A 21,795-nucleotide genomic window follows, 5' to 3' on the forward strand; every position below is an offset into this window, starting at 1 on the left:
GCCAAGATCGGGCCGCGCAGTCGGAACGTGGGCAGGTTTACAGGTCCAGCAGCAGGCGGGCCGGGTCTTCCAGCGCTTCCTTCATCGCCACCAGGCCCAGCACAGCTTCGCGGCCGTCGATGATTCGGTGGTCGTAGGACATGGCCAGGTAGTTCATCGGGCGAACCACGACTTGGCCGTTCTCCACCACAGCGCGATCCTTGGTGGCGTGCACGCCCAGGATGGCCGATTGCGGCGGGTTAATGATCGGGGTCGACAGCATCGAGCCGAACGTGCCGCCGTTCGAGATCGAGAACGTACCGCCGGTCAGGTCGTCCAGCGTCAGCTTGCCATCCTTGGCCTTCTGGCCGAACTCGGCAATCTTCTTCTCGATATCGGCCAGGCTCATCTGGTCGGCATTGCGCAGGATGGGCACCACCAGGCCACGCGGCGAGCCGACAGCGATACCGATGTCGAAATAGCCGTGGTAGACGATGTCGTTGCCGTCAACCGACGCGTTGATCACGGGGTACTTCTTCAGCGCGTGGACAGCGGCCTTCACGAAGAACGACATGAAGCCCAGCTTCACGCCGTGGGTCTTTTCGAACTGGTCCTTGAACTTGGCGCGCAAGTCCATCACCGGCTTCATGTTGACTTCGTTGAAGGTGGTGAGGATCGCGTTGGTCGATTGCGACTGCACCAGGCGCTCGGCGATGCGGGCGCGCAGGCGGCTCATCGGCACGCGCTCTTCCGGACGGTCGCCCAGGGCGGCGAAGTCCACCGGTGCAGCGACTTGCTGCAGCGCCGGACGTGCGGCTTGCGGTGCAGCAGCGGCAGCCGGCTTGGCGCCACCAGCCACGGCACCCAGCACGTCGCCCTTGGTGATGCGGCCATCGCGGCCCGTGCCGGCCACTTGGCCAGCCGACAGATTGTTCTCAGCCATCAGCTTGGCAGCCGACGGCATGGCCACGCCACCCGCTGCAGCTGCAGCCGGAGCGGCAGCAGCCGGTGCCGGCGCAGCGGCTGCAGGAGCCGGTGCAGCAGCAGCCGGAGCGGCGGCGCCTGCCTTGCCTTCGGTGTCGATCTTGGCCAGCAGCTGCTCCGACGTCACGGTTGCGCCGTCCGCCACCAGCACTTCAGCCAGCACGCCAGCCGACGGGGCCGGCACTTCCAGCACGACCTTGTCGGTCTCGACTTCGATCAGGATTTCGTCCTGGGCCACGGCTTCGCCCGGCTTCTTCTTCCAGGAGATCAGCGTGCCTTCTTCAACGGACTCGGAAAACTGCGGGACCTTGACTTCAACGATAGCCATTTCGGTGCTTCCTTGGATTCATGTGCACGTGCTCCTCTTGTTCGGGAGCCGCGCCAATTCGATATACGGTGGAATTCGGGAGCGAAGATGCGTCAAGGCGACAGCCGAAGCTGCCGCCCTGGTGCAGATGTCGCTTACTTGTTCAGCACGAAGCCCTTGAGCTTGCCAAACGCGGCATCGATCAGCGCCTTCTGCTGCTCGTTGTGCTTCGCGTAGTAGCCCACGGCCGGAGATGCCGATGCCGGGCGGCCTGCGTAGCCCAGCTTCTGACCTTCGGTCATGTTCTCCAGGATGTAGTGCTGCACGAAGAACCAAGCGCCCTGGTTCTGCGGCTCGTCCTGGCACCACACGACTTCAGCAAGGTTCGGATACTTCTTCAGCTCGGCTGCGAACGCCTTGTGCGGGAACGGATAGAGCTGCTCCACACGGATGATGGCTGTGTCGGTCAGGCCACGTTCCTTACGAGCGTTGACCAGGTCGTAGTAGACCTTGCCCGAGCAGGCCACGATGCGCTTGACCTTGGCGGCGTTCAGATCTTCGGCCGTATCGGCGATCACCGTCTCGAAATGGCCCTTGGCCAGATCCGACAGCGGCGACACAGCGTCCTTGCTGCGCAGCAGCGACTTCGGCGTCAGGATGATCAGCGGCTTGCGGAACATCCGGATCATCTGGCGACGCAGCAGGTGGAAGATCTGCGCCGGCGTGGTCGGCTGCACCACTTGCATGTTGTGGTCTGCGCAGAGCTGCAGGTAACGCTCCATGCGTGCCGAGCTATGCTCCGGACCTTGACCTTCGTAGCCGTGCGGCAGCATCAGCGTCAGACCCGAGGCACGACCCCACTTCACTTCGCCCGACGAGATGAACTGGTCGATCACCACCTGTGCACCGTTAGCGAAGTCACCGAACTGGGCTTCCCAGATCACCAGGGTGTTCGGCTCAGCCGACGAATAGCCGTACTCGAAGCCCATCACGGCCTCTTCCGACAGCACGGAGTCGATCACCGTAAAGGGAGCTTGGCTCTCCGACACATTCTGCAGCGGGATGTAGCTGCCGGCGTCCCAACGCTCGCGGTTCTGATCGTGCAGGACTGCGTGACGGTGCGTGAACGTGCCGCGACCAGCATCCTGACCGGTGATACGCACCGGGTAGCCAGACGCCACCAGCGATGCGAAAGCAAGGTGCTCGCCCATGCCCCAGTCCAGCGACAGCTCGCCCTTGCCCATCTTGGCGCGGTTGTTGACAACGTTCTCAACCAGCGGGTGCAGCTTGAAGTGATCCGGGATGGCGGTGATGCGCTCGGCCAGACGCTTGAGTTCGGCCATCGGCACAGCGGTATCGGCGGCATCCGTCCACTTGCGGTTCAGGAACGGCATCCAGTCCACAGCGAACTTGTTCTTGAAGTTCGACAGCACCGGGTCGACCGTGTGCTTGCCCGCGTCCATGGCAGCACGGAATTCCTGCACCAGGGTGTCCGGCTCTTCAGTCTTCAGCGTGTTCTGCGTGACAAGCCTGTCTGCGTAGAGCTTGCGCGTGCCGGGGTGCGTGCCGATCTTCTTGTACATCAGCGGCTGCGTCATCGCCGGCGTGTCTTGCTCGTTGTGGCCGAGCTTACGGAAGCAGATGATGTCGACCGCGATGTCCTTTTGGAACTCGGTACGGTAGTCCACGGCCAGTTGCATGGCCAGCACGACGGCTTCCGGATCGTCGCCGTTCACGTGCAGGACCGGCGCTTCGATCATCTTGACCACGTCGGTACAGTACAGCGTCGAGCGCGAGTCGCGCGGGTCCGACGTCGTGAAACCGATCTGGTTGTTGATGACGATGTGGATCGTGCCGCCCGTGCCGTAACCGCGCGTTTGCGCGAGGTTCAGCGTTTCCATCACGACGCCCTGGCCGGCGAAGGCTGCGTCACCGTGGACTTGCACAGCCAGCACTTGCGCGCCGTGCTTGTCGCCGCGGCGCTCCTGACGCGCCTTGACCGAGCCTTCCACGACCGGGTTGACGATTTCCAGGTGCGACGGGTTGAACGCCAGCGACAGGTGGACGGGGCCGCCCGGGGTGGTCACGTCGCTCGAGAAGCCCTTGTGGTACTTCACGTCGCCGGCCGGCAGGTCGTCCACGTGCTTGCCTTCGAATTCGGCGAACAGGTCGGCGGGCATCTTGCCCAGCGTGTTGACCAGCACGTTCAGACGGCCGCGGTGGGCCATGCCGATCACGATTTCCTGCACGCCCTTGGCGCCGGAATGCTGGATCAGTTCGTCCATGGCCGCGATGAAGCTCTCGCCGCCTTCCAGCGAGAAACGCTTCTGACCGACGTACTTGGTATGCAGGAAGCGCTCGAGGCCTTCAGCGGCTGTCAGGCGTTCCAGGATGTGCTTCTTCTTTTCAGCCGAGAACGTCGGCTTGGAGCGGATGGTTTCCAGACGCTCTTGCCACCAGCGCTTTTGGGCCTGGTCGCTGATGTACATGAACTCAGCGCCGATCGAGCCGCAGTACGTTTCGCGCAGGTTGTTGACCAGCTCGCGCAGGCTCATCGATTCCTTGCCGAAATACGTGTTGCTGGCATTGAAGATGATGTCCTGGTCGGCTTCGGTGAAACCGTAGAAAGCCGGGTCCAGATCCGGCACAGGCGGGCGCTCCTGACGCTTGAGCGGATCAAGATCGGCCCAACGCAGGCCCACATTGCGGTACGCGGCGATCAGCTGCGTAGCCGACACGCGCTTGCGACCCATATCGGAATCGGCAGACGCGACAATCGTCTTGATCGGGCCGGACTTGGCGCGCTCAGCGAACGACGTGACGATGGGGGCGTGGGGGATATCCCGGGCGTTGGAACCGTCGACGGCGGGGACGTTCTGCAGCGCATCGAAGTACGCGCGCAGTGCCTCGCTAACGGACGTGGGATCTTGAAGGTACGCTTCGTACTGATCTTCAACGTAGGCGGCGTTACCGCCGGACAGGTACGAAGTGTCCAGGTACTGCTTATACAGCTCTGTCATGGGGCGCTCACTTTTCTCCGGGTCTGCCGGAGTTCAGCGGGTTCATCAACCTTCCGCGACACGGCTTGACCGGTTAGCGGATCGCAAACTAAATCGCCTGAAATCACCTGGTCGGACCGGATCGCGCAAGGCAGAAAAGAGGTACCGAGACAGCTTTTACAGACAAGTTGTGCGGGAAGGACCTAAGTCTTCACGGAGCGGAAGCATAGCATGTTTATAAGCAATATTCCGATTCTTTGACGTGACAAACGACGCTTGTTATGCCACGTCAAAGCCATGCTTTCATCACATTCAGGCGGGCGAAATACGGTCCACCCAATCGGTAATCAAACCGTCCAGTCCCGCACTCCAGAGCAGATGCGCTCGATCTAGGTCGTTGACCGTATAGCAGCAGACGCGAAAGCCTGCGGCGTGTGCCTCGTCAATGATTTCGGGCGTGAGTTCGCGATGGTTGGCGTCGAGTGCCACACAATCCAATGCGCGCAGGCGATCGAGCCAATCGGCGGGGAGCTTGTCGAGCAGCAATGCGCGCGGCAATTCCGGCGCAGCTTCGCGTGCGGCGGCCAAGGCTTCTTCGGAGAACGACGACAGCAGCGGCGGCACGTCGGCGCCGGCCCACAGCGTGCGGGCGTCGAGCGCCACAGCCGCGCCCGTGCGCCACTCCGCGCCTGGCACCGGCTTGATCTCGATATTGGCGAGGAAGTTGTTGGCGCGAAGGTAGCGCGCGATGGCTGCCAGCGTCGGCACCGGCTCACCCGCGTAGGCAGCGCTGTGCCAACTGCCGGCGTCTAGTTGCGCGATCTGACCCACCGTGAGCGCATCGAGGCGGCCCGCGCCGTTCGTGGTGCGATCCAGCGTGGCGTCGTGCAACAGGACCGATGCGCCGTCGCCGGAAAGCTTCACGTCGAATTCGAACATGCGATAGCCGAACGATGCGCCATGGCGGAAGGCTGCCAGCGTGTTCTCCGGCGCCAGCTTGCCCGCGCCGCGGTGTGCGATGGCACGCGGATACGGCCATGCCGGCAAGGCGTGTGCGCCAGTCATGCCAGAGCCTCGATGCGGCGGGTGGTTTGCGGGTCGAACCAGTGCAAGTGCTCGGCGGACGCGGTGATCGGCAGCTTGTCACCGGCCTTTACGCTGGCATGCGGCTCTAGGCGGACCACGACTGGATGACCAGCCAGCGTGCCGTACGCGAACGCATCCGCACCGAGGGCCTCGACCACGCGCACGTCGATGAAGGCGATGGCCTGATCAGCCGAGCACGACTCGATGTGTTCGGGGCGCAATCCCATCAGCGCGTGTTCGGGCAGGTGCAGCCCCATCGGCAGATGGCCGAGCGTGGCCGCAACATCGCCCTCCTTCGCACCATCCACCCGGATCTGCGTGTCGCCACCGGCATTGCGCGACACAGGCACGAGGTTCATCGGCGGCGAGCCGATGAAGCCCGCCACGAACGTGCTGGCCGGACGCGAGTACACCTCAAGCGGTGTACCGATCTGTTCGACCCGGCCGCCGTTGAGCACCATCATGCGATCGGCCAACGTCATCGCTTCGACCTGATCGTGCGTGACGTACAGACTGGTCGTGCGCAGACGGCGATGCAGATCCTTCAGCTCCAGGCGCATCTGCACGCGCAGCTTGGCATCCAGGTTGGAGAGCGGTTCGTCAAACAGGAACACAGCCGGCTCACGCACGATCGCTCGGCCCATGGCCACACGCTGGCGTTGGCCGCCCGAGAGCTGGCGCGGCTTGCGATCGAGCAGTTTGCCGAGTTCGAGAATGCCCGCAGCCTGTTCCACACGCGCTTGAATATCGCTCTTGGGCAAGCCTCGGATCTTCAGGCCGTAGGCCATGTTGTCGAACACGCTCATGTGCGGATACAGCGCGTAGTTCTGGAACACCATCGCGATATCGCGCTCGGCCGGCTCCAGTTCGTTGACGACGCGGTCGCCAATCCACACTTCGCCGCCGGTGATCGGCTCCAGCCCCGCCACCATGCGCAGCAGCGTGGACTTGCCGCAGCCCGAGGGCCCGACGATGACGATGAACTCCCCGTCGCCGATTTCCATGTCGATGCCGTGCACGACCTGGAGGTTGGCGTAATGCTTCTGGACGTTGCGTAGCGAAAGTTTTGCCATCTTGCTTCTTTTACTTTTCGGTTTCGACGAGGCCCTTCACGAACCACCGCTGCATGCCGATCACGATTGCCGCGGGCGGCAACATGGCCAGCATCACGGTGGCCATCAGCAGGTTCCAATCGGTGGCGGAGTCGCCGGAGCGGGAGATCATTTGCGTCACGCCCAGCACGATGGGCGTCATGCTCTTTTCGGTCGTGATCAGGAGCGGCCAGAGGTACTGGTTCCAGCCGTAAATGAACTGGATCACGAACAGCGCGGCGATGCTGGTGCGCGAGAGCGGCAGGACCACGTCCCAGAAGAACTTGAGCGGGCCAGCGCCATCGATGCGCGCGGCTTCCGCCAGCTCATCGGGAATGGTCAGGAAGAACTGCCGGAACAGGAAGGTAGCCGTGGCCGACGCGATGATCGGAATCGTCAGGCCGAAGTAGCTGTTCAGCATGCCGAGATCCGACACCACCTTGTACGTGGGCAGAATCCGCACCTCCACCGGCAGCATCAGCGTGACGAAGATGAGCCAGAAGAATGTCTTGCGCATCGGAAAACGGAAATAGACGATCGCAAACGCCGAGATGATGGAGATCGCGATCTTCCCCAGCGAGATGCCCAGCGCCATGATGAGGCTGTTCATGAGCATGGTGCCGACCGGCGTGGCCGAGTTGCCCATGCCCGACGTGAGCACCGTGCGGTAGTTTTCGATGAGGTGCGGACCAGGGATCAGCGTCATCGGTGCCTGCAGCACGTCTTCGGCCGTCAACGACGACGCGACGAAGACGACGTACACCGGAAACGCGACGATGATCACACCGAGGATCAGCACGACGTGGGTGAGGAAGTCCAGGAATGGACGGCGTTCAATCATGGCGCGTATGCCCTCCTTTCAGTATTGGACTTTGCGTTCAACGTAACGGAACTGGACGATCGTCAGCACGATCACCAAGGCCATGAGGATCACCGACTGGGCCGCCGATCCACCGATATCGAGACCGCGCACGCCGTCTTGATAGACCTTGAACACCAGCGTCTCCGTCGCCTTGAACGGCCCGCCCTGCGTGACAGAATCGATGATGGCGAAGGTGTCGAAGAATGCGTACACGACGTTCACCACCATCAGGAAGAACGTGGTCGGCGACAGCAGCGGAAAAACGATCGACCAAAAGCGCTTCCAAGGCCCGGCACCGTCAATGGCGGCCGCTTCGATCAGTGACTTCGGGATGCTCTGCAGCCCCGCCAGGAAGAAGAGGAAGTTGTAGCTGATCTGCTTCCACGCCGCGATGATGACCACCAGCGTCAGCGCCTGCCCGCCGTTGAGCACGAAGTTCCAGTCCACGCCCATTTTGCGGATCACGAACGACACGATGCCCAGCGAGGGGTTGAAAAGGAAGCTCCACAGCACGCCCGCCACGGCCGGCGCAATGGCGTACGGCCAGATCAGCAGGGTCTTGTAGAACGTGGCGCCACGCAGCGCGCGATCAGCAAAGTACGCCAGCGCCAGCGAGGTGCCCAGACCCACCAGCGCGACGCCAATGGCGAATACCGCCGTGGTCTGGAACGAACCGAGATAGGTCGGATCGTTGAAGAGATCACGAAAGTTCTCCAGCCCCACGAATTCGAGGTTGATGCCGAAGGCATCCTGGCGCAGCAGCGACTGATATAGCGCCTGCCCCGCGGGCCAGAAGAAGAACACCAGGGTGATGACGATCTGCGGGGCAACCAGCACATACGGCAGCCAGCGCGACCGAAAAACGACGCGTTTTTCCATGCGACATTCCAAAAACGCACCGCCGGCCTGTGCGAGCGCACGAGGCCGGCGGTTTAGACGAGCACCGAATCGGCGCTTATTCCTTGACGGTCTTCTCGAAACGGGCGAGCAGCTCGTTGCCGCGTGACACAGCCGTGTCCAGCGCTTCCTTCGGCGTCTTCTTGCCGGCCCAGACGGCTTCCAGCTCTTCGTCGATCACCTGGCGAATCTGCGGGAAGTTGCCCAGACGAATGCCGCGCGACTTGTCGGTCGTCTTGACGATCATCTGCTTGACAGCCACGTCGGCGCCCGGGTTCTTGTCGTAGTAACCGGACTTCTTGGTCAACTCATACGCTTCCATCGTGACAGGCAGGTAGCCGGTCGACTGGTGCCAGTCGGACTGGATATCCGGACGCGACAGGAAGGTGAAGAACTTGGCCACGCCCTTGTATTCGTCAGCCTTGTGACCGCCCATCACCCACAGCGAAGCCCCACCGATGATGGTGTTCTGCGGCGCGCCGGGCACACCGGCTTCGTACGGCAGAGGCGCCGGGCTGAAAGCGAACTTGGTGCCGACGCCCTTGCGGATGTTCGCCAATGCCGCCGACGAACCCGTGTGCATGGCGCACTCACCCGCGATGAACTTCGCCTTCGGCTCGTCCTTGCGGCCGGCATAGGTGAAGTAGCCCTTCTTCTCCATGTCGAGCAGGTTCTGGATGTGCTTGATCTGCACCGGGCCGTTGAAGTTCAAGCGAGCCTTTGCGCCACCAAAACCGTTGTTCTCGGTAGCGAACGAGACGTTGTGCCAGGCCGAGAAGCTCTCCAGATGCACCCACGATTGCCAGTCGGTCGTGTAGCCGCAGGGCACGCCGGCGGCTTTGAGCTTGGCCGCATCGATGGCCACTTCCTGCCACGTTGCGGGCGGCTTGTTCGGGTCAAGGCCGGCCTTCTTGAAGGCGTCCTTGTTGTAATACATGATCGTCGTCGAGCTGTTGAACGGGAACGACAGCATCTCGCCCTTATTCGACGTGTAGTAGCCAGCCACAGCAGGCACGTAGGCCTTCGGATCGAACTTCTCGCCAGCGTCCTTCATGATCTTGGCGACCGGCACGATGGCGCCCTTGGCGTTCATCATCGTCGCGGTACCCACTTCGAACACCTGCAGGATGGCCGGCGCATTGCCGGCGCGAAACGCCGCGATGCCCGCAGCCAGCGATTCGTCGTACTGGCCCTTGTAGACCGGCACGATCTTGTAGTCGGACTGGCTCGCGTTGAACTTGGTGGCGATCTCGTTCACCTTGTCGTTCAAGGCGCCTTCCATCGAATGCCACCATTGGATTTCCGTCACCGCGTACGCGCCTTGCGCAAACGTACACGCGGCCAGTACTGCTGCGGCCCCCGCAATCTTCTTGATCGACATGATTTCTCCTGGTTTCGACCCGGCGGGCTCCCTCGCTCCGCCCACGGCGCGCCGACTGTATATGCACGGTCGGTCATTTTTATGACAGCGGGATGTTACTTGGCTTTCTGTCACAAAGAAATCGGGAAATCCCTCCAAGGTTTGGCTTGCGACGGCCGTTAAAATGGGTTCAAGACACTCTCTTTTGCACCCGCAGCATGCTCGCCCCACCCACCACTCCTGCCGCTCCGGACTCACCTGAAACCACGCCCGTCATCGCCGAGCGGCGTGTTCCGCTAGCACTCCATCAGCTCTCGGATGATGCACTGCGCAATATCACCGGCGTCTTCACCGACGTGGATGGCACCCTCACCACGAGGGGGAAGCTTCCCGCGCAGACGTACTCGGCGCTCGAGCGCTTGCACCGTGCCGGCATCAAGGTCGTGCCGGTCACGGGCCGCTCGATTGCCTGGTGCGAAGTCATCGCGCGGCTGTGGCCCGTAGATGCCGTGATCGGCGAGAACGGTGCGTTTGCCATGCGCGTCGATTCGCGTGGGCATCTGGCCACCGACTTTGTAGACGACGCGCAAACGCGCGCGCGCAATCTGGAGCGCATCCGTGAAGTCGCTGCGGAGATCCGGCGTGCCGTGCCGGGTTCAGCGCTGGCAACGGATCAGGCCTGGCATGCAGCGGATCTCGCTGTCGATCATGCTGAGCAAGTCCCGCCGCTACCGCATCATGCCGTGCAACACATCGTCGACATCATGCGCATGCATGGCATGCATGCCACGGTCAGTTCAATTCACGTCAACGGCTGGTTCGGCAAGCACGACAAGCTGAGCGCCAGCGTGTCGCTCGCACGCCGCGCATTCGGTATCGACTTGCATGCAGAACGTGAACGCTGGGTGTTCGTGGGTGACTCCGCCAACGATGCTGCAATGTTCGAGTTCTTCCCGCTCTCGGTGGGTGTGGCCAATGTGCTGGACGTGATCGATACGCTGCCCGTGCCGCCCGCTTACCTCACAGAGGCCGAGGGCGGTGGCGGCTTTGCCGAAGTCGCTGAACGCATCCTGGAAGCGCGCTCCCTGGCCCTGCCCGCGCCGCGCGACTGACGCGGCATCCTCGCACCGCAACACGACCTGGAGATCCGGCGTCGCTTGCCGCACCCGGCACGCCGCTTGCGCCGAAATTGGGCGTTGCACCGCTTTGCACCATGTGACGGCCTCATAACGGTGCATGCGGTGCCAACGCCCTTTTTTACGCAACCGACAGGAGCCCTCCATGCAAACAGAGAAACTGCGCCAGCGTTTTGAACATGCGGAAAGCACCATCGCCGAACTGGCCCGGACCTGCGCCTCGCACAAGGACGTGCCTGACTCGCTGAAGCAATCGATCCAGCAACTGGACGACCAAGCCCGCCAGTGCCACTCGCGCCTGGAAGGTGCAGAAGACCAACAGACCTTCGTCGAGGCCATCGACAAGCTCGAAGCCTGCTCCGACCGCGCGAAGATGGCCTGCCAAAACGCCACCGGCAAGGTGGACCACTCCGTGGAATCTGCCGTGATGCGCGCACACGAAGAACTGTCGCAGCTGAAGCACAAGCTGCACTAAGCGCGATACGCATTCGCGGCACACAAAAAAAGGGCGGACTCCCTTACCGGAAATCCGCCCAATCCCAATCGCCAAGCTCGACGATATTCGGTGGACTGGCCTTGCTGACACCACGTCAGTCGAAGCCAAGCTCCTGCAATTTGCGCGTGATGGTGTTTCGGCCGATACCCAGGCGCGTTGCCGCCTCGACACGGCGCCCGCGCGTGACACCAAGCGCAGCCTCCAGAATTGCCTTCTCGAAGCGACGCGTAAGCGCGTCCATCACGTCAGGTTGGCCCGCTTCGAGCATGGCCTTGGCCTCGCCGGCGAGCGCACGCTCCCAGCCTGCGGCGATGGATGCGCCCACTGAAGTCGTCGAAAGCAACGCATCGACCGACGGCGTAACACCGTACGGTTCGCCACCATGCGAGGGCTCGCCGATGAAGGCCGGGCGCGCCTGGGCATCGCCCATGGCAGGCAGCATCTGCGCGTTGCCTCGCACCAGATCGGCGGGCAGATCCTTGCTTTCAATGGTCTGCGCCGGCGCCATCACGGTCAGCCAGTTGCAGAGGTTTTCCAGTTGCCGCACGTTGCCCGGGAACGGCAGCGTGGCGATATGCGCCAGCGCATCGTCCGACATGCGCTTGGGCTCCACGCCCAGCTCCTTGGCGCTCTTCTGCAGGAAATGGCGCGCCAGCAGCGTGATGTCTTCCGGGCGTTCGCGCAGCGCCGGCAAGCGCAGACGGATTACGTTCAGGCGGTGAAACAAGTCCTCGCGGAACAAGCCGTCCTTGACGCGCGTTTCAAGATTCTGGTGCGTGGCCGCAATGACGCGCACGTTGGCCTTGAGCGGGTTGTGACCGCCCACGCGATAGAAGTGTCCGTCCGACAGCACGCGCAGCAACCGCGTCTGCAGATCGAACGGCATGTCGCCGATTTCATCGAGGAACAGCGTGCCGCCCTCGGCTTGCTCGAAGCGCCCGCGGCGCATGGTCTGCGCGCCCGTGAAGGCGCCACGCTCGTGACCGAATAGTTCGGATTCCAGCAGATCTTTCGGAATCGCCGCCGTATTCAGCGCGATAAAGGGACCGCTCGCACGCGGGCTGTGCTTATGCAGCGCCCGGGCCACCAGCTCTTTACCCGTGCCGGATTCGCCGGTGATCAGCACCGTCACGTTGGACTGCGACAACCGCCCAATCGCGCGGAACACGTCCTGCATGGCCGGCGCCTGCCCGAGAATCTCAGGCGCGTCGCTCAGGCGGTCGTCGATTTCCTCCTCGCGCAGGCTCTCTTCCAGCGCTCGGCGGATCAGCTCGACCGCGCGATCCACGTCGAACGGCTTGGCCAGGTATTCAAACGCGCCGCCCTGGAACGCCGCCACAGCGCTGTCCAGGTCCGAATACGCGGTCATGATGATGACCGGCAGCCCCGGGTGCTTGGCCTTGATGGCCTGCAGCAGATCCAGCCCCGAGCCGCCCGGCATGCGGACGTCTGAGATCAGAACTTGCGGCGTTTCTTCGTCGAGCGCATTGAGCGCGTCGCGCACGTTGGTAAAGCTGCGCGAGAGCAGGCTCTCACGCGCCAGCGCCTTCTCAAGGACCCAGCGGATGGATTGATCGTCGTCGACTATCCAGATTGGCTTCATGTGTTGGTTCGTCTGCTTGACTTCGTCTCGCCTGGGCCGTCTCGCGCTGCGTTGTTGAAGCTGCGACGCTTCAGTGCAGCGGCACGAGAATGCGGAAATCCGTTTGACCCGGCCTGCTCTCGCATTCGATCAGACCATCGTGCTGCTGCACGAACGTCTGCGCGAGTGTCAGGCCCAGCCCACTTCCCCCCTCCCTTCCGGACACCAGCGGGAAGAAGATTCGCTCGCGGATGTCGTCCGGGATACCAGGACCGTTGTCCACTACATGCAAGTCCAATGCCAGCTTGTAAAGACGTTTTGCAATCGTAACTTTGCGTGCGACGCGTGTGCGCAGAATGATCTCGCCATCGCCCTGTGCAATGCGAGGGCCCAGCGCATGCGCCGCGTTGTGAACGATGTTGAGCACGGCCTGGATGAGCTGCTCCTTGTCGCCTCGAAACTCCGGCAGGCTCGCGTCGTAGTCGCGCACGATCCGCAAACCCTGCGGAAACTCCGCCAGCACCACCGAGCGCACACGCTCCAGCACCTCGTGGATGTTCACATCGCCAACGATATGTGGATGCCGGTGCGGTTCCAGCAGGCGGTCGACCAGCGTCTGCAACCGGTCGGATTCTTTGATGATCACCTGCGTGTACTCGCGCAGCGAGCGCTCCGGCAGCTCAAACTCCAGCAACTGCGCGGCGCCGCGAATGCCGCCCAACGGGTTCTTGATCTCGTGCGCAAGGTTGCGGATCAGTTCTTTGTTGGCGGAGGTCAGGTCGAGCAGACGCTCTTCACGCTCGCTGCGGATCTTCTGCTCATTGGGCAGAAGCTCAAGCAGCACCGAGCCCGGCGCAAAGTCGAGCGCGCCCACGACGGCATGCGCATGCAGCGGCTCATGGCCCACCCGGTCGAGCGACACGTCACGCCGCTTGGCGTCGAACTGGCGAGCTGCCACGGTGGCGATCATCTCGGCCAGCTCCGACGGATCGGCAAACAGCTCGTACAGCGACATCTCGACCAACTGGCGGCGGGACACGGCCAGTGCGGCTTCAGCGGCGGGATTGGCGTAGAAGATCGTCAGCGCCGGATGGCGGACGAACAGAATGGGATTGGGCACCGCGTCGAGCCCGGGGAACGATGGCGGTGCACCATGGGAAAACGGAATCGGCGGCGGCCCGTCGATGGGCTCGCCTACAGAGACCTCCAGCCCGACGGCGGAGGCTGACGGCGCGGGTGGCGTCGTCTGTTCCTGTTCATCGCGGCGTGCCGCTTTGCGGATCAGTCGACGCATGGTTTATCTAGTCCTTGAGATTGCCCAGCTCCCGGCGGATGGAATCGACATTGGCCTGGCTGCGCTCGATGTCGCCCTTCAACTGCGCGGTGCGGTCCAGATACTTCTGATAGTTACGTTCGTTGCCCTGACGCTCAGGCTGACCGTTGTTGTATTCGGCCTTCAACGCCTGGAGCTTGCGCTCCTCGTCTGCCAGCTCGGCCTCCAGCACCTGGCGGCGCTCGCCGTCACGTGCCTTCTGCGTGGCGTTGTCCACGCGGGGGAAACCACCACCTGCATTGTTTTGCGCCGGTGCGGGTGCCGCTCCTGCACTGCGCGGGCTGCGCGTGCCGGGGACGGTTACCACATCTGGCAGCGTCAACTTCTTGCAGCCTTTCACATTGCCGCTGTTGCGGTACTCCGGCACGCCGTTCGGGCCGGTGCACAGATAGACATCATCAGCGTACGCGGGTGCCTGCACGGACAGCGTGGCAAACACCGCCGCGGCGGCGGCAAGCAGTCCGGATGCGATGCGTGGGGAAGGACGGAACATGAATGGAACCTGGCGGATACGTCGATCGGGCGCCGGAGTCCGGCGGACGCTCATTCTAGCCACAAAACTCCGCTTCATAAAAAGGAAGGGCGACCTGCGCCGCCCCTCCTTTCACAACCGTCTCTTCGCCCCGACATATCGCTCGGGGCGCTCGCAGATTACAGCGAGTAGTACATCTCGAACTCGAGCGGGTGCGTCGTCATGCGGAAGCGCGTGACTTCTTCCATCTTCAGTTCGATGTAGGCGTCCAGCATGGCGTTGGAGAACACACCACCGCGGGTCAGGAATTCGCGATCCTTGTCCAGGTACTCGAGGGCCTGATCCAGGCTCGAGCACACGGTCGGGATCTTTGCATCTTCTTCCGGCGGCAGGTCGTACAGGTTCTTGTCGGCGGCTTCGCCCGGGTGGATCTTGTTCTGCACGCCATCCAGACCGGCCATCAACAGAGCCGAGAAGCCCAGGTACGGGTTCATCAGCGGATCCGGGAAGCGCGTTTCGATACGACGGCCCTTCGGGTTCGCAACGTACGGAATACGGATCGAAGCCGAACGGTTGCGAGCCGAGTAAGCCAGCTTGACCGGAGCTTCAAAGCCCGGCACCAGACGCTTGTACGAGTTCGTGCCCGGGTTGGTGAGGGCGTTCAACGCACGAGCGTGCTTGATGATGCCGCCGATGTAGTACAGCGCGAATTCCGACAGGCCAGCATAGCCGTTGCCTGCGAACAGGTTCTGGCCGTCCTTCCACACGGATTGGTGCACGTGCATGCCCGAACCGTTGTCGCCCACGACCGGCTTCGGCATGAACGTGGCGGTCTTGCCGTAGGTGTGTGCGACGTTCTGGATCACGTACTTTTGCAGTTGGGTCCAGTCGGCGCGCTGCACCAGCGTGCTGAACCTCGTGCCGATTTCGTTCTGGCCTTGGCCTGCCACTTCGTGGTGGTGCACTTCAACCGGAATGCCCAGCGATTCCAGGATCAGGCACATTTCCGAGCGCATGTCTTGGAACGTGTCGATCGGGGCAACCGGGAAGTAACCGCCCTTCTTGCCCGGACGGTGGCCCGAGTTGCCGTGTTCGAAGTCCTTGCCCGACGACCACGGAGCTTCTTCGGACTGGATCTTCACGAAGCAACCCTGCATGTCGATGTTCCAGGTCACGCCGTCGAAGATGAAGAACTCGGGTTCCGGACCGAAGTAGGCGGTGTCGCCCAGGCCGGTGCTCTTCAGGTAGGCTTCAGCGCGCTTGGCGATCGAGCGCGGGTCGCGATCGTAGCCCTTGCCGTCCGACGGCTCGACCACGTCGCAGGTCAGAACCAGGGTCGGCTCTTCGTAGAAAGGGTCGACGTGTGCGGTGTTTGCATCCGGCACCAGCAGCATGTCCGACGCTTCGATGCCCTTCCAGCCGGCGATCGACGAGCCGTCGAATGCGTGACCGCTTTCGAACTTGTCTTCGTCGAAGTGCGAAACGGGGACCGAGACGTGCTGCTCCTTACCCTTGGTATCTGTGAAGCGGAAATCGACGAACTTCACGTCGTTTTCCTTCACGAGCTTCATCACGTCTGCAATGCTTTGGGACATGCCATTCTCCTGGTAGCGCAATAACGCAAAGTATTGTGAGCCGGTTGTGTGACGGATCGCTGCGCATCGGCTGCAACTCCGCTTTCACTCCGAAACATCTTCTTTCCAGCAAGGTCGTCCGACAAACGGACGCCCCCGAAAAAGACCGCGGGAATCTTAGCAGAAACTATGCCAATTCCGGGCCGACAATGGGCAAGCACTCCCGCAAACAGTGCAGTGCCGCGCCAACCCATGTCTGACACGGTGCGCGCACCCGGCGGTCCGGCCGAACCGCGCCCCGCCGAATCCCCCGTAGAGAGGCCCGAGGCTGTTCAGGCAGCATAGTCAACGCACGCGAAAGGTGCACAAAAACCTCATCAGCACCGTTTCAGTGCATATAAGCACTACGCGCACCGTTTCGGGGATTTCCGCCCGACCCATGTGACGGCAGCGCTAAAATGATTGTTTCCCATTTCACACGCTCAATCGCCATGACTGCCACCACGCTCACCCGCGAGTCCCTGCTCGAGGCCGCCGCCGCCCGCCGCGAGGCAGATCAGCTGCCTTACTTCGGCGCACTGTCGCCGCAAGAGGCTGCCGCATTGTTGGCCGCCGACCCGCAAGCGCGACTCGTGGACGTGCGCACGCGTGCCGAACTCGATTGGGTGGGCACGCCGGACATCTCCCCAAGTCAGTTCGTGCATGTGGAGTGGAATCAGTACCCGGGCGGCGTGCGCAACGCCAACTTCCTGAGCGCGCTGGAAGCCGCCGTGCCGAAGGATGTGCCGGTGTTGTTCCTATGCCGTAGCGCCGCGCGCTCCAAGCATGCTGCAGTGGCGGCCGCGCAGGCGGGCTATGCGGCAGCGATGGATGTGCTCGAAGGTTTTGAGGGCGCCAAAGACACCGAGGGCCATCGCAAGACCGTGGAAGGCTGGTGCTTCCGGGGCCTGCCCTGGCACGGCGCCTGAGGCACGCTGCTGAACGTCAGGACGCCGCGGGGGCGTCCGCCTCGAAGATCTCGCCGCCAAGCGCCAGCGCGCCCTCTCGCAGCACCGCATAGGCGCGCGTCACAGCCTCCGGTGAGCCCTTTACGCCCAGGTCGATGTGCGAGCGGGCATAGCGCTCGCCGCGCGCGGCATCGCCCACGCTGGGCAGGCTGAAGACCTTCACGCCATCGAACTCGGCTTCGACGCGCTCCATCAGCGGTGTGAGCCGCGACTCCGGCAAGCCGAACACCAGGAACGAGCGCTCTTCGCGCGGCGCGCGGTGAAATTGATCGGCGTAATAAGTGTCGAGCACCCACTCCATCATCGGCCACGCCATCACCGGAAAACCCGGCATGAAATGGTGATGCGCCACCGAGAAACCGGGGATGCGGTTGTAGCTGTTCGGGATGATGCGTGCGCCCTGCGGAAACTCGCCCATCTTGAAGCGGTGCTGGTTTTCGGGCGTGGAGACATCCGCCTTGACCGGGTCACCGTTGGCCGACTCGGAAATGCGCAACGTGATCTGCTCGCGCGCTTCCGGATGCAGCTCCAGCGGCACGCCCAGCGCAGCAGCTGCGCATTGGCGTGTGTGGTCATCGGGCGTCGCGCCGATACCGCCAGTGCAGAACACCACGTCGTCGGTGGCGAAGGTACGCTTGAGGACGCTGGTGATGCGCGCGGGTTGATCGCCGACGTATTCCGCCCACTCCAACGCCAGGCCGCGCTCGCCGAGCACTTCGATCAGCTTGCGCAGGTGTTTGTCTTCGCGGCGACCGGAGAGAATCTCGTCGCCAATGATGATCATGCCGAAAGCCATGTCAGTTCCGATGGTTTCTGATTATTCGCGAGGCAATTCAATGGTAGTGACTTCGATCTCGCTGGCCTCGACCATGCGCGCAGGCGGCGCTTCAGCGCGAAGGCGTGTAAGCGCGCGCAAGCAGAAATGGCCGAACCACAGTGCCGAGAAAATGAAGATCAGGACGTACAGCCAGATGACGGCGATGGCGATAATCGGGAACAGCACAATTGTCACCACCGACGACACCCACAGCAGCGTTGGCGCCGAGCCCAGCATGCCCACCGCCACGCCAATGCCAAGGAGCGGCAGCCGGTAGCGCTGCATGATCGCGCGGCGCTCTTCGGCCGTTGCGTGGTCAGCCAACGCGTCGTACGTCATCAAACGGTACGTGAGCCAACCCCACAGCAATGGGGGAATCAGTGCAAAAAACGGGGGGATCAGCCACAACGGCAGCGTGACGATCGCCACCAGAATGACCACCAGCGTGCATAGCAGCGCATGCATCAGACTGCCCAGCACCGTGCCGCCCTTGCGACGCTCAAGCTGCGGATAGCTGCGATCAAGAAAACGCATGACCACCGGCACCGACGCCACGCTCACCAGCACGAGAATCGACACGACAATCACCGGCACCAGCAAGGTGATCACCAGCAACGGCGCAATGGCCGACCACAACCCGGCCATGCCGATGGCGTTGAGGCCGCTCTTGATCCAGCCCATGAAGGCCCAGCCTTCCACGGCGTTGCGGGCCATGCCGTTCATGGCATCCCAGCCGAAATACAGCACTCCGCCCCAGACCACCACGGCCACGACGAAAGGCAGCACCGTCAGGAACAGCATGCGCGGATGCAGTTGCGAGAGCAGCGCGCGGCCAAATGAGCGAATCAGGTCGTTCATGCAGAAATCGGGAAATCAGGGAGCGAACAGCCTAGCACAGCGTGCAGAAATGACGCAGGCGCCGCCGCGCGAGAGCTTTATGCCCGGCCGAACAGGCGCTTGAGGCCGAGCCACTGCTGACGCAGCACGCCGCGCCCGTAGTCGCGCGAGCGCCCTTGCGGTGCGGGAAGTTGATCGCGGATGCCGGTGACGTGGTACTCCGGCGAGAAGATGGCGGTGCCGAACAGCATGTCCCACCAGGGGAACAGCACGCCAAAATTGCAGCCGCCCAGCACGCCAGGCTTGCCCGGCACCTCGTGCCCCAGCCCAATGGCGTGATGCAGCCGATGAAAGCGCGGCGAGATCAGCAGCCGGTCGCCGAGCCAGCCGAAATGCAGCCGCACGTTGGCGTGCTGCAAGCTTTGCAGCAACTGCGAAATGGCGACCAGCAGCACATACTGCGAGGGTTCCACCCCAATGACCAGCGCTGCGACGGCAAACACCGCGCCGCGCAGCACATCGTCGAGGATGTGGTTGCGGTCATCGGACCAGAGCGTCATCTGCTGCTGGCTGTGATGCAGCGAATGCAGGTTCCACCACCAGTGGAACTTGTGTGAAAAACGGTGATACCAGTAGTCGAGCAAGTCGAACAACACCAGATAAATCAAAAAGCTGACAACGGAAACTGACGTGACGCCCGGCCACCAGTCTTCCACATTCAGATGCGCCCAGCCCCAGAACCGCAGCTTGCCGTCGAGGTGGTCGATCAGCGGCTGCAGCGTGAAGAACAGCAGCAGCGGAAAGAATCCCAGGCGGTGGAACAGCGTGTAGAAAATGTCGGCACGCACAGCCTTGCGGTCTTGTACCGGTTCCACCGGGCGCCAGCGCTCCAGCGGGCGGAAGATCAACAGCAGCACTGCAATCTGCACCAGCCCCATCAGCAGCCATTCAGTGCCGGGGTAGGCATCTTCGACGTAACCACCCAGGCCGACCGCGTAAGTGATCGGCATCACGACGTGCTGAAACAGTACGTCCTGCGCTTGCGTGAAGGTGTCGGCGATCCAGTCGAACATGTCAGCGGGCCGCCGCGTGTGCCGGGTGAGCGGCAAACCAGGCTTGGTACTGCGGATGATCGCGCAGCGTGGCGAAGCAGAAACCCTTGTGCTCCAGGCCGGTGATCAGCGGCTCCAGATCCGCTGGTGCCCACGGATCCTTGCGCGACCAGATGCCCAGATGCGCCATGGTGATGTCGCCATCGCGCAAGTTGGACAGGGCCTTCTGTAGCAACGCGTCGTTCGGATAGCGCTCGGACGGCAACTCATCGCCCAGGAAACCGGCAGGCGCCCACGCGACGTGGGCAAACCCGCATTGCTTGGCCCAGGCCTCGGTCGTCGCCGAAAGGTGACCGCCCGGCGCGCGCCACAGCGGGTCCATCGGCTGACCAGTCATGGCTTTGAAGCGCTCGGCGCTGTGTTTCAGTTCCGCACAGAATTCAGGCTCGCTCCACACGACGTTGCGGCCGCCCTGCTCGCCAAACTGCGGGCGGAAGCGGACCTTGCCCGCACCCGCCTCGCCTTTGTAGTAGACATGATCGAAGGTGTGCGTACCGAAGGCGTGGCCGTCGGCAGCGAGTGATTTCCAATATGGAGCCCAGCCGTCATCCAGCGTGCTGTCGCCGTGGATGGTCTTCTCGTTGGCGAGGAAGAACGTAGCGTGGATGCGATGGCGGCGCAGCGTGTCGGCAATCAACTGCGCCTGGCTCATGCTACCGGTGTCGAACGTCAGGTAGACGGTGCCCTTGCACGCACCGGCATTCACACCACCGGGCGCAGCCGTGGCCAACGCGCACAGCCCCAGCGCCGCCATGGCAGCGGCCGTACGTAACATCGACAGGCCGGATTTCATGGTAGTGATGCTCAAATCAGTGGAGCACGCGTGCGGAAGTAAATGCCGTGCGGAGAGCGCCCGACCTTGATCTCTTCCACGACCTTGCGGCTTGCCACGTCGACGATCGCCACGCGTTTGGCCCAGCGGCAGGTCACCCAAAGCTGCTTGCCGTCGGCGGTCAATTCCATGTCGTCGGGGCCAGGCGGCAGGCCAGTGATGTCGCCCACCTTGGTCAGCGTTTGCTGATCGATGATGCTGATCGTGCCCGACACGCGGTTCGACAGGAACAAGTGGCGCTTGTCGCCGAGCGCGCGGAAGTTGTGCGCGCCCTTGCCGGTCGGGATGCGCTTGACGCTGGTGCGGTTGTGCCAGTCGATCACTTCGACGTAATCGGCGCCGGTCATGCCAACCAGCAGGTATTTCTGATCGGTCGTGACCCACACCCCGGCCGGTGCGGAGCCAATGGTCATACGCCACATCACGGTCTGCGTGGGCAGGTCGATGGCCATCACCTCGTTGGAATCCTGCAGGGTGATGAACGCGATCTTGCTGTCAGCGGTAAAAGCAATGTGGCTGGGCGTCTTGGCCGCAGGCACCTGCTTGGCGATGGTCAGCGCGTGACCGTCCCAGCGGTAAATATCAATGCGGTCCAGCCGGTTGCCGGTGGTCAGGAACCACTTCTGGTCCGGCGAGAAGCCGATCTGATAAGGATCGTCGATGCGCGGCACACGCTGCTGAATCTTGCCGGTCACGGGATCGAGGAACACCAGTTCGTTGCCGACCGCGTTGGCGACGATCAACGATTTTTCGTCCGGCGTGGCAATCAGGTGGTGCGGCTCCTTGCCGATGGGGAACGTCTCCAGCACCTTGCGGGTGTCCTTGTCGATCAAAGAGACGCTTGCGTCGCCCGAGTTGAGCACGGTGACGACTTCGGCACGCGCCGCATGCGCTGCCATCAAAGCAGCGGCCGACAGAACAAGCGTGGAAAACCAACGGGAGGCAAACGAGGCGCGCAAGGCAGACATATCGAGAAGATTCAGCAACTTAGCCAACCATTTTAACGCTCGCATTTACGCCGTCGCTGACACA

Annotated in this window: 19 protein-coding genes; 3 read left to right on the top strand and 16 right to left on the bottom strand. The window is 62.6% G+C overall.

What is annotated here, in order from left to right; genetic code table 11:
* Nucleotides 1-37 precede the first annotated feature (37 nt).
* From odhB to ugpB, 7 genes are all read right to left on the bottom strand, one after another.
* Nucleotides 38-1,291, bottom strand: coding sequence for a 2-oxoglutarate dehydrogenase complex dihydrolipoyllysine-residue succinyltransferase (gene odhB, locus DOD19_RS08505; protein WP_024975929.1), 1,254 nt, complete (start codon nucleotides 1,289-1,291; stop codon nucleotides 38-40).
* Between the two features lie 134 nt (nucleotides 1,292-1,425).
* On the bottom strand, nucleotides 1,426-4,290 hold the full coding sequence (locus DOD19_RS08510; protein ID WP_024975930.1) for a 2-oxoglutarate dehydrogenase E1 component: 2,865 nt from the start codon (nucleotides 4,288-4,290) through the stop codon (nucleotides 1,426-1,428).
* 291 nt (nucleotides 4,291-4,581) lie between these two features.
* Complete coding sequence (gene ugpQ / locus DOD19_RS08515) at nucleotides 4,582-5,334, bottom strand: glycerophosphodiester phosphodiesterase (protein ID WP_112185113.1); 753 nt, start codon at nucleotides 5,332-5,334, stop codon at nucleotides 4,582-4,584.
* Complete coding sequence (locus DOD19_RS08520) at nucleotides 5,331-6,428, bottom strand: sn-glycerol-3-phosphate import ATP-binding protein UgpC (protein WP_024975932.1); 1,098 nt, start codon at nucleotides 6,426-6,428, stop codon at nucleotides 5,331-5,333. The genes ugpQ and DOD19_RS08520 overlap by 4 nt, the downstream gene beginning before the upstream one ends.
* A 10-nt stretch (nucleotides 6,429-6,438) precedes the next feature.
* On the bottom strand, nucleotides 6,439-7,287 hold the full coding sequence (gene ugpE, locus DOD19_RS08525; protein ID WP_024975933.1) for a sn-glycerol-3-phosphate ABC transporter permease UgpE: 849 nt from the start codon (nucleotides 7,285-7,287) through the stop codon (nucleotides 6,439-6,441).
* A gap of 18 nt (nucleotides 7,288-7,305) precedes the next feature.
* Entirely contained in the window at nucleotides 7,306-8,187 is an 882-nt protein-coding gene (gene ugpA / locus DOD19_RS08530; RefSeq protein WP_024975934.1) for a sn-glycerol-3-phosphate ABC transporter permease UgpA, read from the bottom strand.
* A 76-nt stretch (nucleotides 8,188-8,263) separates the two neighbouring features.
* Nucleotides 8,264-9,586: a sn-glycerol-3-phosphate ABC transporter substrate-binding protein UgpB gene (gene ugpB, locus DOD19_RS08535; RefSeq protein WP_024975935.1), complete on the bottom strand. Its 1,323-nt coding sequence runs from the start codon at nucleotides 9,584-9,586 to the stop codon at nucleotides 8,264-8,266.
* A 197-nt stretch (nucleotides 9,587-9,783) separates the two neighbouring features.
* Here ugpB and DOD19_RS08540 point away from each other — a divergent pair, with 197 nt between their 5' ends.
* Both DOD19_RS08540 and DOD19_RS08545 read left to right on the top strand, forming a co-directional pair.
* Nucleotides 9,784-10,677, top strand: a complete 894-nt coding sequence (locus DOD19_RS08540) for an HAD-IIB family hydrolase (protein WP_024975936.1) — start codon at nucleotides 9,784-9,786, stop codon at nucleotides 10,675-10,677.
* 169 nt (nucleotides 10,678-10,846) lie between these two features.
* Nucleotides 10,847-11,176, top strand: coding sequence for a hypothetical protein (locus DOD19_RS08545; protein ID WP_024975937.1), 330 nt, complete (start codon nucleotides 10,847-10,849; stop codon nucleotides 11,174-11,176).
* A gap of 115 nt (nucleotides 11,177-11,291) precedes the next feature.
* Here DOD19_RS08545 and ntrC read toward each other — a convergent pair whose 3' ends face one another.
* The 4 genes from ntrC to DOD19_RS08565 form a co-directional block, all read right to left on the bottom strand.
* Nucleotides 11,292-12,800, bottom strand: coding sequence for a nitrogen regulation protein NR(I) (gene ntrC, locus DOD19_RS08550; RefSeq protein WP_024975938.1), 1,509 nt, complete (start codon nucleotides 12,798-12,800; stop codon nucleotides 11,292-11,294).
* Nucleotides 12,801-12,870: 70 nt separating this feature from the next.
* Complete coding sequence (glnL, locus tag DOD19_RS08555) at nucleotides 12,871-14,073, bottom strand: nitrogen regulation protein NR(II) (RefSeq protein WP_112185115.1); 1,203 nt, start codon at nucleotides 14,071-14,073, stop codon at nucleotides 12,871-12,873.
* A 7-nt stretch (nucleotides 14,074-14,080) separates the two neighbouring features.
* Nucleotides 14,081-14,605: a hypothetical protein gene (locus DOD19_RS08560; RefSeq protein WP_024975940.1), complete on the bottom strand. Its 525-nt coding sequence runs from the start codon at nucleotides 14,603-14,605 to the stop codon at nucleotides 14,081-14,083.
* Between the two features lie 158 nt (nucleotides 14,606-14,763).
* Complete coding sequence (locus tag DOD19_RS08565) at nucleotides 14,764-16,179, bottom strand: 3-hydroxylaminophenol mutase (RefSeq protein WP_024975941.1); 1,416 nt, start codon at nucleotides 16,177-16,179, stop codon at nucleotides 14,764-14,766.
* A 470-nt stretch (nucleotides 16,180-16,649) separates the two neighbouring features.
* On the opposite strand from DOD19_RS08565, the gene DOD19_RS08570 reads away from it, so the two are divergent.
* A complete protein-coding gene (locus tag DOD19_RS08570) occupies nucleotides 16,650-17,126 on the top strand; it encodes a rhodanese-like domain-containing protein (RefSeq protein WP_024975942.1) in 477 nt (158 codons plus the stop codon).
* Nucleotides 17,127-17,142: 16 nt separating this feature from the next.
* Here DOD19_RS08570 and DOD19_RS08575 read toward each other — a convergent pair whose 3' ends face one another.
* From DOD19_RS08575 to DOD19_RS08595, 5 genes are all read right to left on the bottom strand, one after another.
* Complete coding sequence (locus tag DOD19_RS08575) at nucleotides 17,143-17,961, bottom strand: competence/damage-inducible protein A (protein WP_112185117.1); 819 nt, start codon at nucleotides 17,959-17,961, stop codon at nucleotides 17,143-17,145.
* A 21-nt stretch (nucleotides 17,962-17,982) separates the two neighbouring features.
* Nucleotides 17,983-18,840, bottom strand: a complete 858-nt coding sequence (locus DOD19_RS08580) for an EI24 domain-containing protein (protein WP_112185119.1) — start codon at nucleotides 18,838-18,840, stop codon at nucleotides 17,983-17,985.
* A gap of 77 nt (nucleotides 18,841-18,917) precedes the next feature.
* The gene (locus tag DOD19_RS08585) at nucleotides 18,918-19,892 is read right to left on the bottom strand and encodes a sterol desaturase family protein (protein ID WP_024975945.1); all 975 of its coding nucleotides are present in this window, start codon (nucleotides 19,890-19,892) and stop codon (nucleotides 18,918-18,920) included.
* Between the two features lies 1 nt (nucleotide 19,893).
* Nucleotides 19,894-20,724, bottom strand: a complete 831-nt coding sequence (locus DOD19_RS08590) for a polysaccharide deacetylase family protein (RefSeq protein WP_112185121.1) — start codon at nucleotides 20,722-20,724, stop codon at nucleotides 19,894-19,896.
* Between the two features lie 11 nt (nucleotides 20,725-20,735).
* The gene (locus DOD19_RS08595; protein WP_024975947.1) at nucleotides 20,736-21,731 is read right to left on the bottom strand and encodes a YncE family protein; all 996 of its coding nucleotides are present in this window, start codon (nucleotides 21,729-21,731) and stop codon (nucleotides 20,736-20,738) included.
* Nucleotides 21,732-21,795: the final 64 nt, after the last annotated feature.

This window comes from Ralstonia sp. GX3-BWBA, assembly GCF_003290055.1.
Taxonomy (GTDB): Bacteria; Pseudomonadota; Gammaproteobacteria; order Burkholderiales; family Burkholderiaceae; genus Ralstonia; species Ralstonia holmesii.

What these genes read in the sequence shown, in the direction of transcription:
- DOD19_RS08585 (WP_024975945.1), bottom strand. Translation starts at nt 19,892, where the DNA reads ATGTTCGACTGGATCGCCGACACCTTCACGCAAGCGCAGGACGTACTG.
- glnL (WP_112185115.1), bottom strand. Translation starts at nt 14,073, where the DNA reads ATGCGTCGACTGATCCGCAAAGCGGCACGCCGCGATGAACAGGAACAG.
- DOD19_RS08510 (WP_024975930.1), bottom strand. Translation starts at nt 4,290, where the DNA reads ATGACAGAGCTGTATAAGCAGTACCTGGACACTTCGTACCTGTCCGGC.
- DOD19_RS08540 (WP_024975936.1), top strand. Translation starts at nt 9,784, where the DNA reads ATGCTCGCCCCACCCACCACTCCTGCCGCTCCGGACTCACCTGAAACC.
- DOD19_RS08580 (WP_112185119.1), bottom strand. Translation starts at nt 18,840, where the DNA reads ATGAACGACCTGATTCGCTCATTTGGCCGCGCGCTGCTCTCGCAACTG.
- ugpA (WP_024975934.1), bottom strand. Translation starts at nt 8,187, where the DNA reads ATGGAAAAACGCGTCGTTTTTCGGTCGCGCTGGCTGCCGTATGTGCTG.
- DOD19_RS08595 (WP_024975947.1), bottom strand. Translation starts at nt 21,731, where the DNA reads ATGTCTGCCTTGCGCGCCTCGTTTGCCTCCCGTTGGTTTTCCACGCTT.
- DOD19_RS08590 (WP_112185121.1), bottom strand. Translation starts at nt 20,724, where the DNA reads ATGAAATCCGGCCTGTCGATGTTACGTACGGCCGCTGCCATGGCGGCG.
- DOD19_RS08560 (WP_024975940.1), bottom strand. Translation starts at nt 14,605, where the DNA reads ATGTTCCGTCCTTCCCCACGCATCGCATCCGGACTGCTTGCCGCCGCC.
- DOD19_RS08545 (WP_024975937.1), top strand. Translation starts at nt 10,847, where the DNA reads ATGCAAACAGAGAAACTGCGCCAGCGTTTTGAACATGCGGAAAGCACC.
- ntrC (WP_024975938.1), bottom strand. Translation starts at nt 12,800, where the DNA reads ATGAAGCCAATCTGGATAGTCGACGACGATCAATCCATCCGCTGGGTC.
- ugpQ (WP_112185113.1), bottom strand. Translation starts at nt 5,334, where the DNA reads ATGACTGGCGCACACGCCTTGCCGGCATGGCCGTATCCGCGTGCCATC.
- DOD19_RS08575 (WP_112185117.1), bottom strand. Translation starts at nt 17,961, where the DNA reads ATGGCTTTCGGCATGATCATCATTGGCGACGAGATTCTCTCCGGTCGC.
- odhB (WP_024975929.1), bottom strand. Translation starts at nt 1,291, where the DNA reads ATGGCTATCGTTGAAGTCAAGGTCCCGCAGTTTTCCGAGTCCGTTGAA.
- DOD19_RS08565 (WP_024975941.1), bottom strand. Translation starts at nt 16,179, where the DNA reads ATGTCCCAAAGCATTGCAGACGTGATGAAGCTCGTGAAGGAAAACGAC.
- ugpB (WP_024975935.1), bottom strand. Translation starts at nt 9,586, where the DNA reads ATGTCGATCAAGAAGATTGCGGGGGCCGCAGCAGTACTGGCCGCGTGT.
- DOD19_RS08520 (WP_024975932.1), bottom strand. Translation starts at nt 6,428, where the DNA reads ATGGCAAAACTTTCGCTACGCAACGTCCAGAAGCATTACGCCAACCTC.
- DOD19_RS08570 (WP_024975942.1), top strand. Translation starts at nt 16,650, where the DNA reads ATGACTGCCACCACGCTCACCCGCGAGTCCCTGCTCGAGGCCGCCGCC.
- ugpE (WP_024975933.1), bottom strand. Translation starts at nt 7,287, where the DNA reads ATGATTGAACGCCGTCCATTCCTGGACTTCCTCACCCACGTCGTGCTG.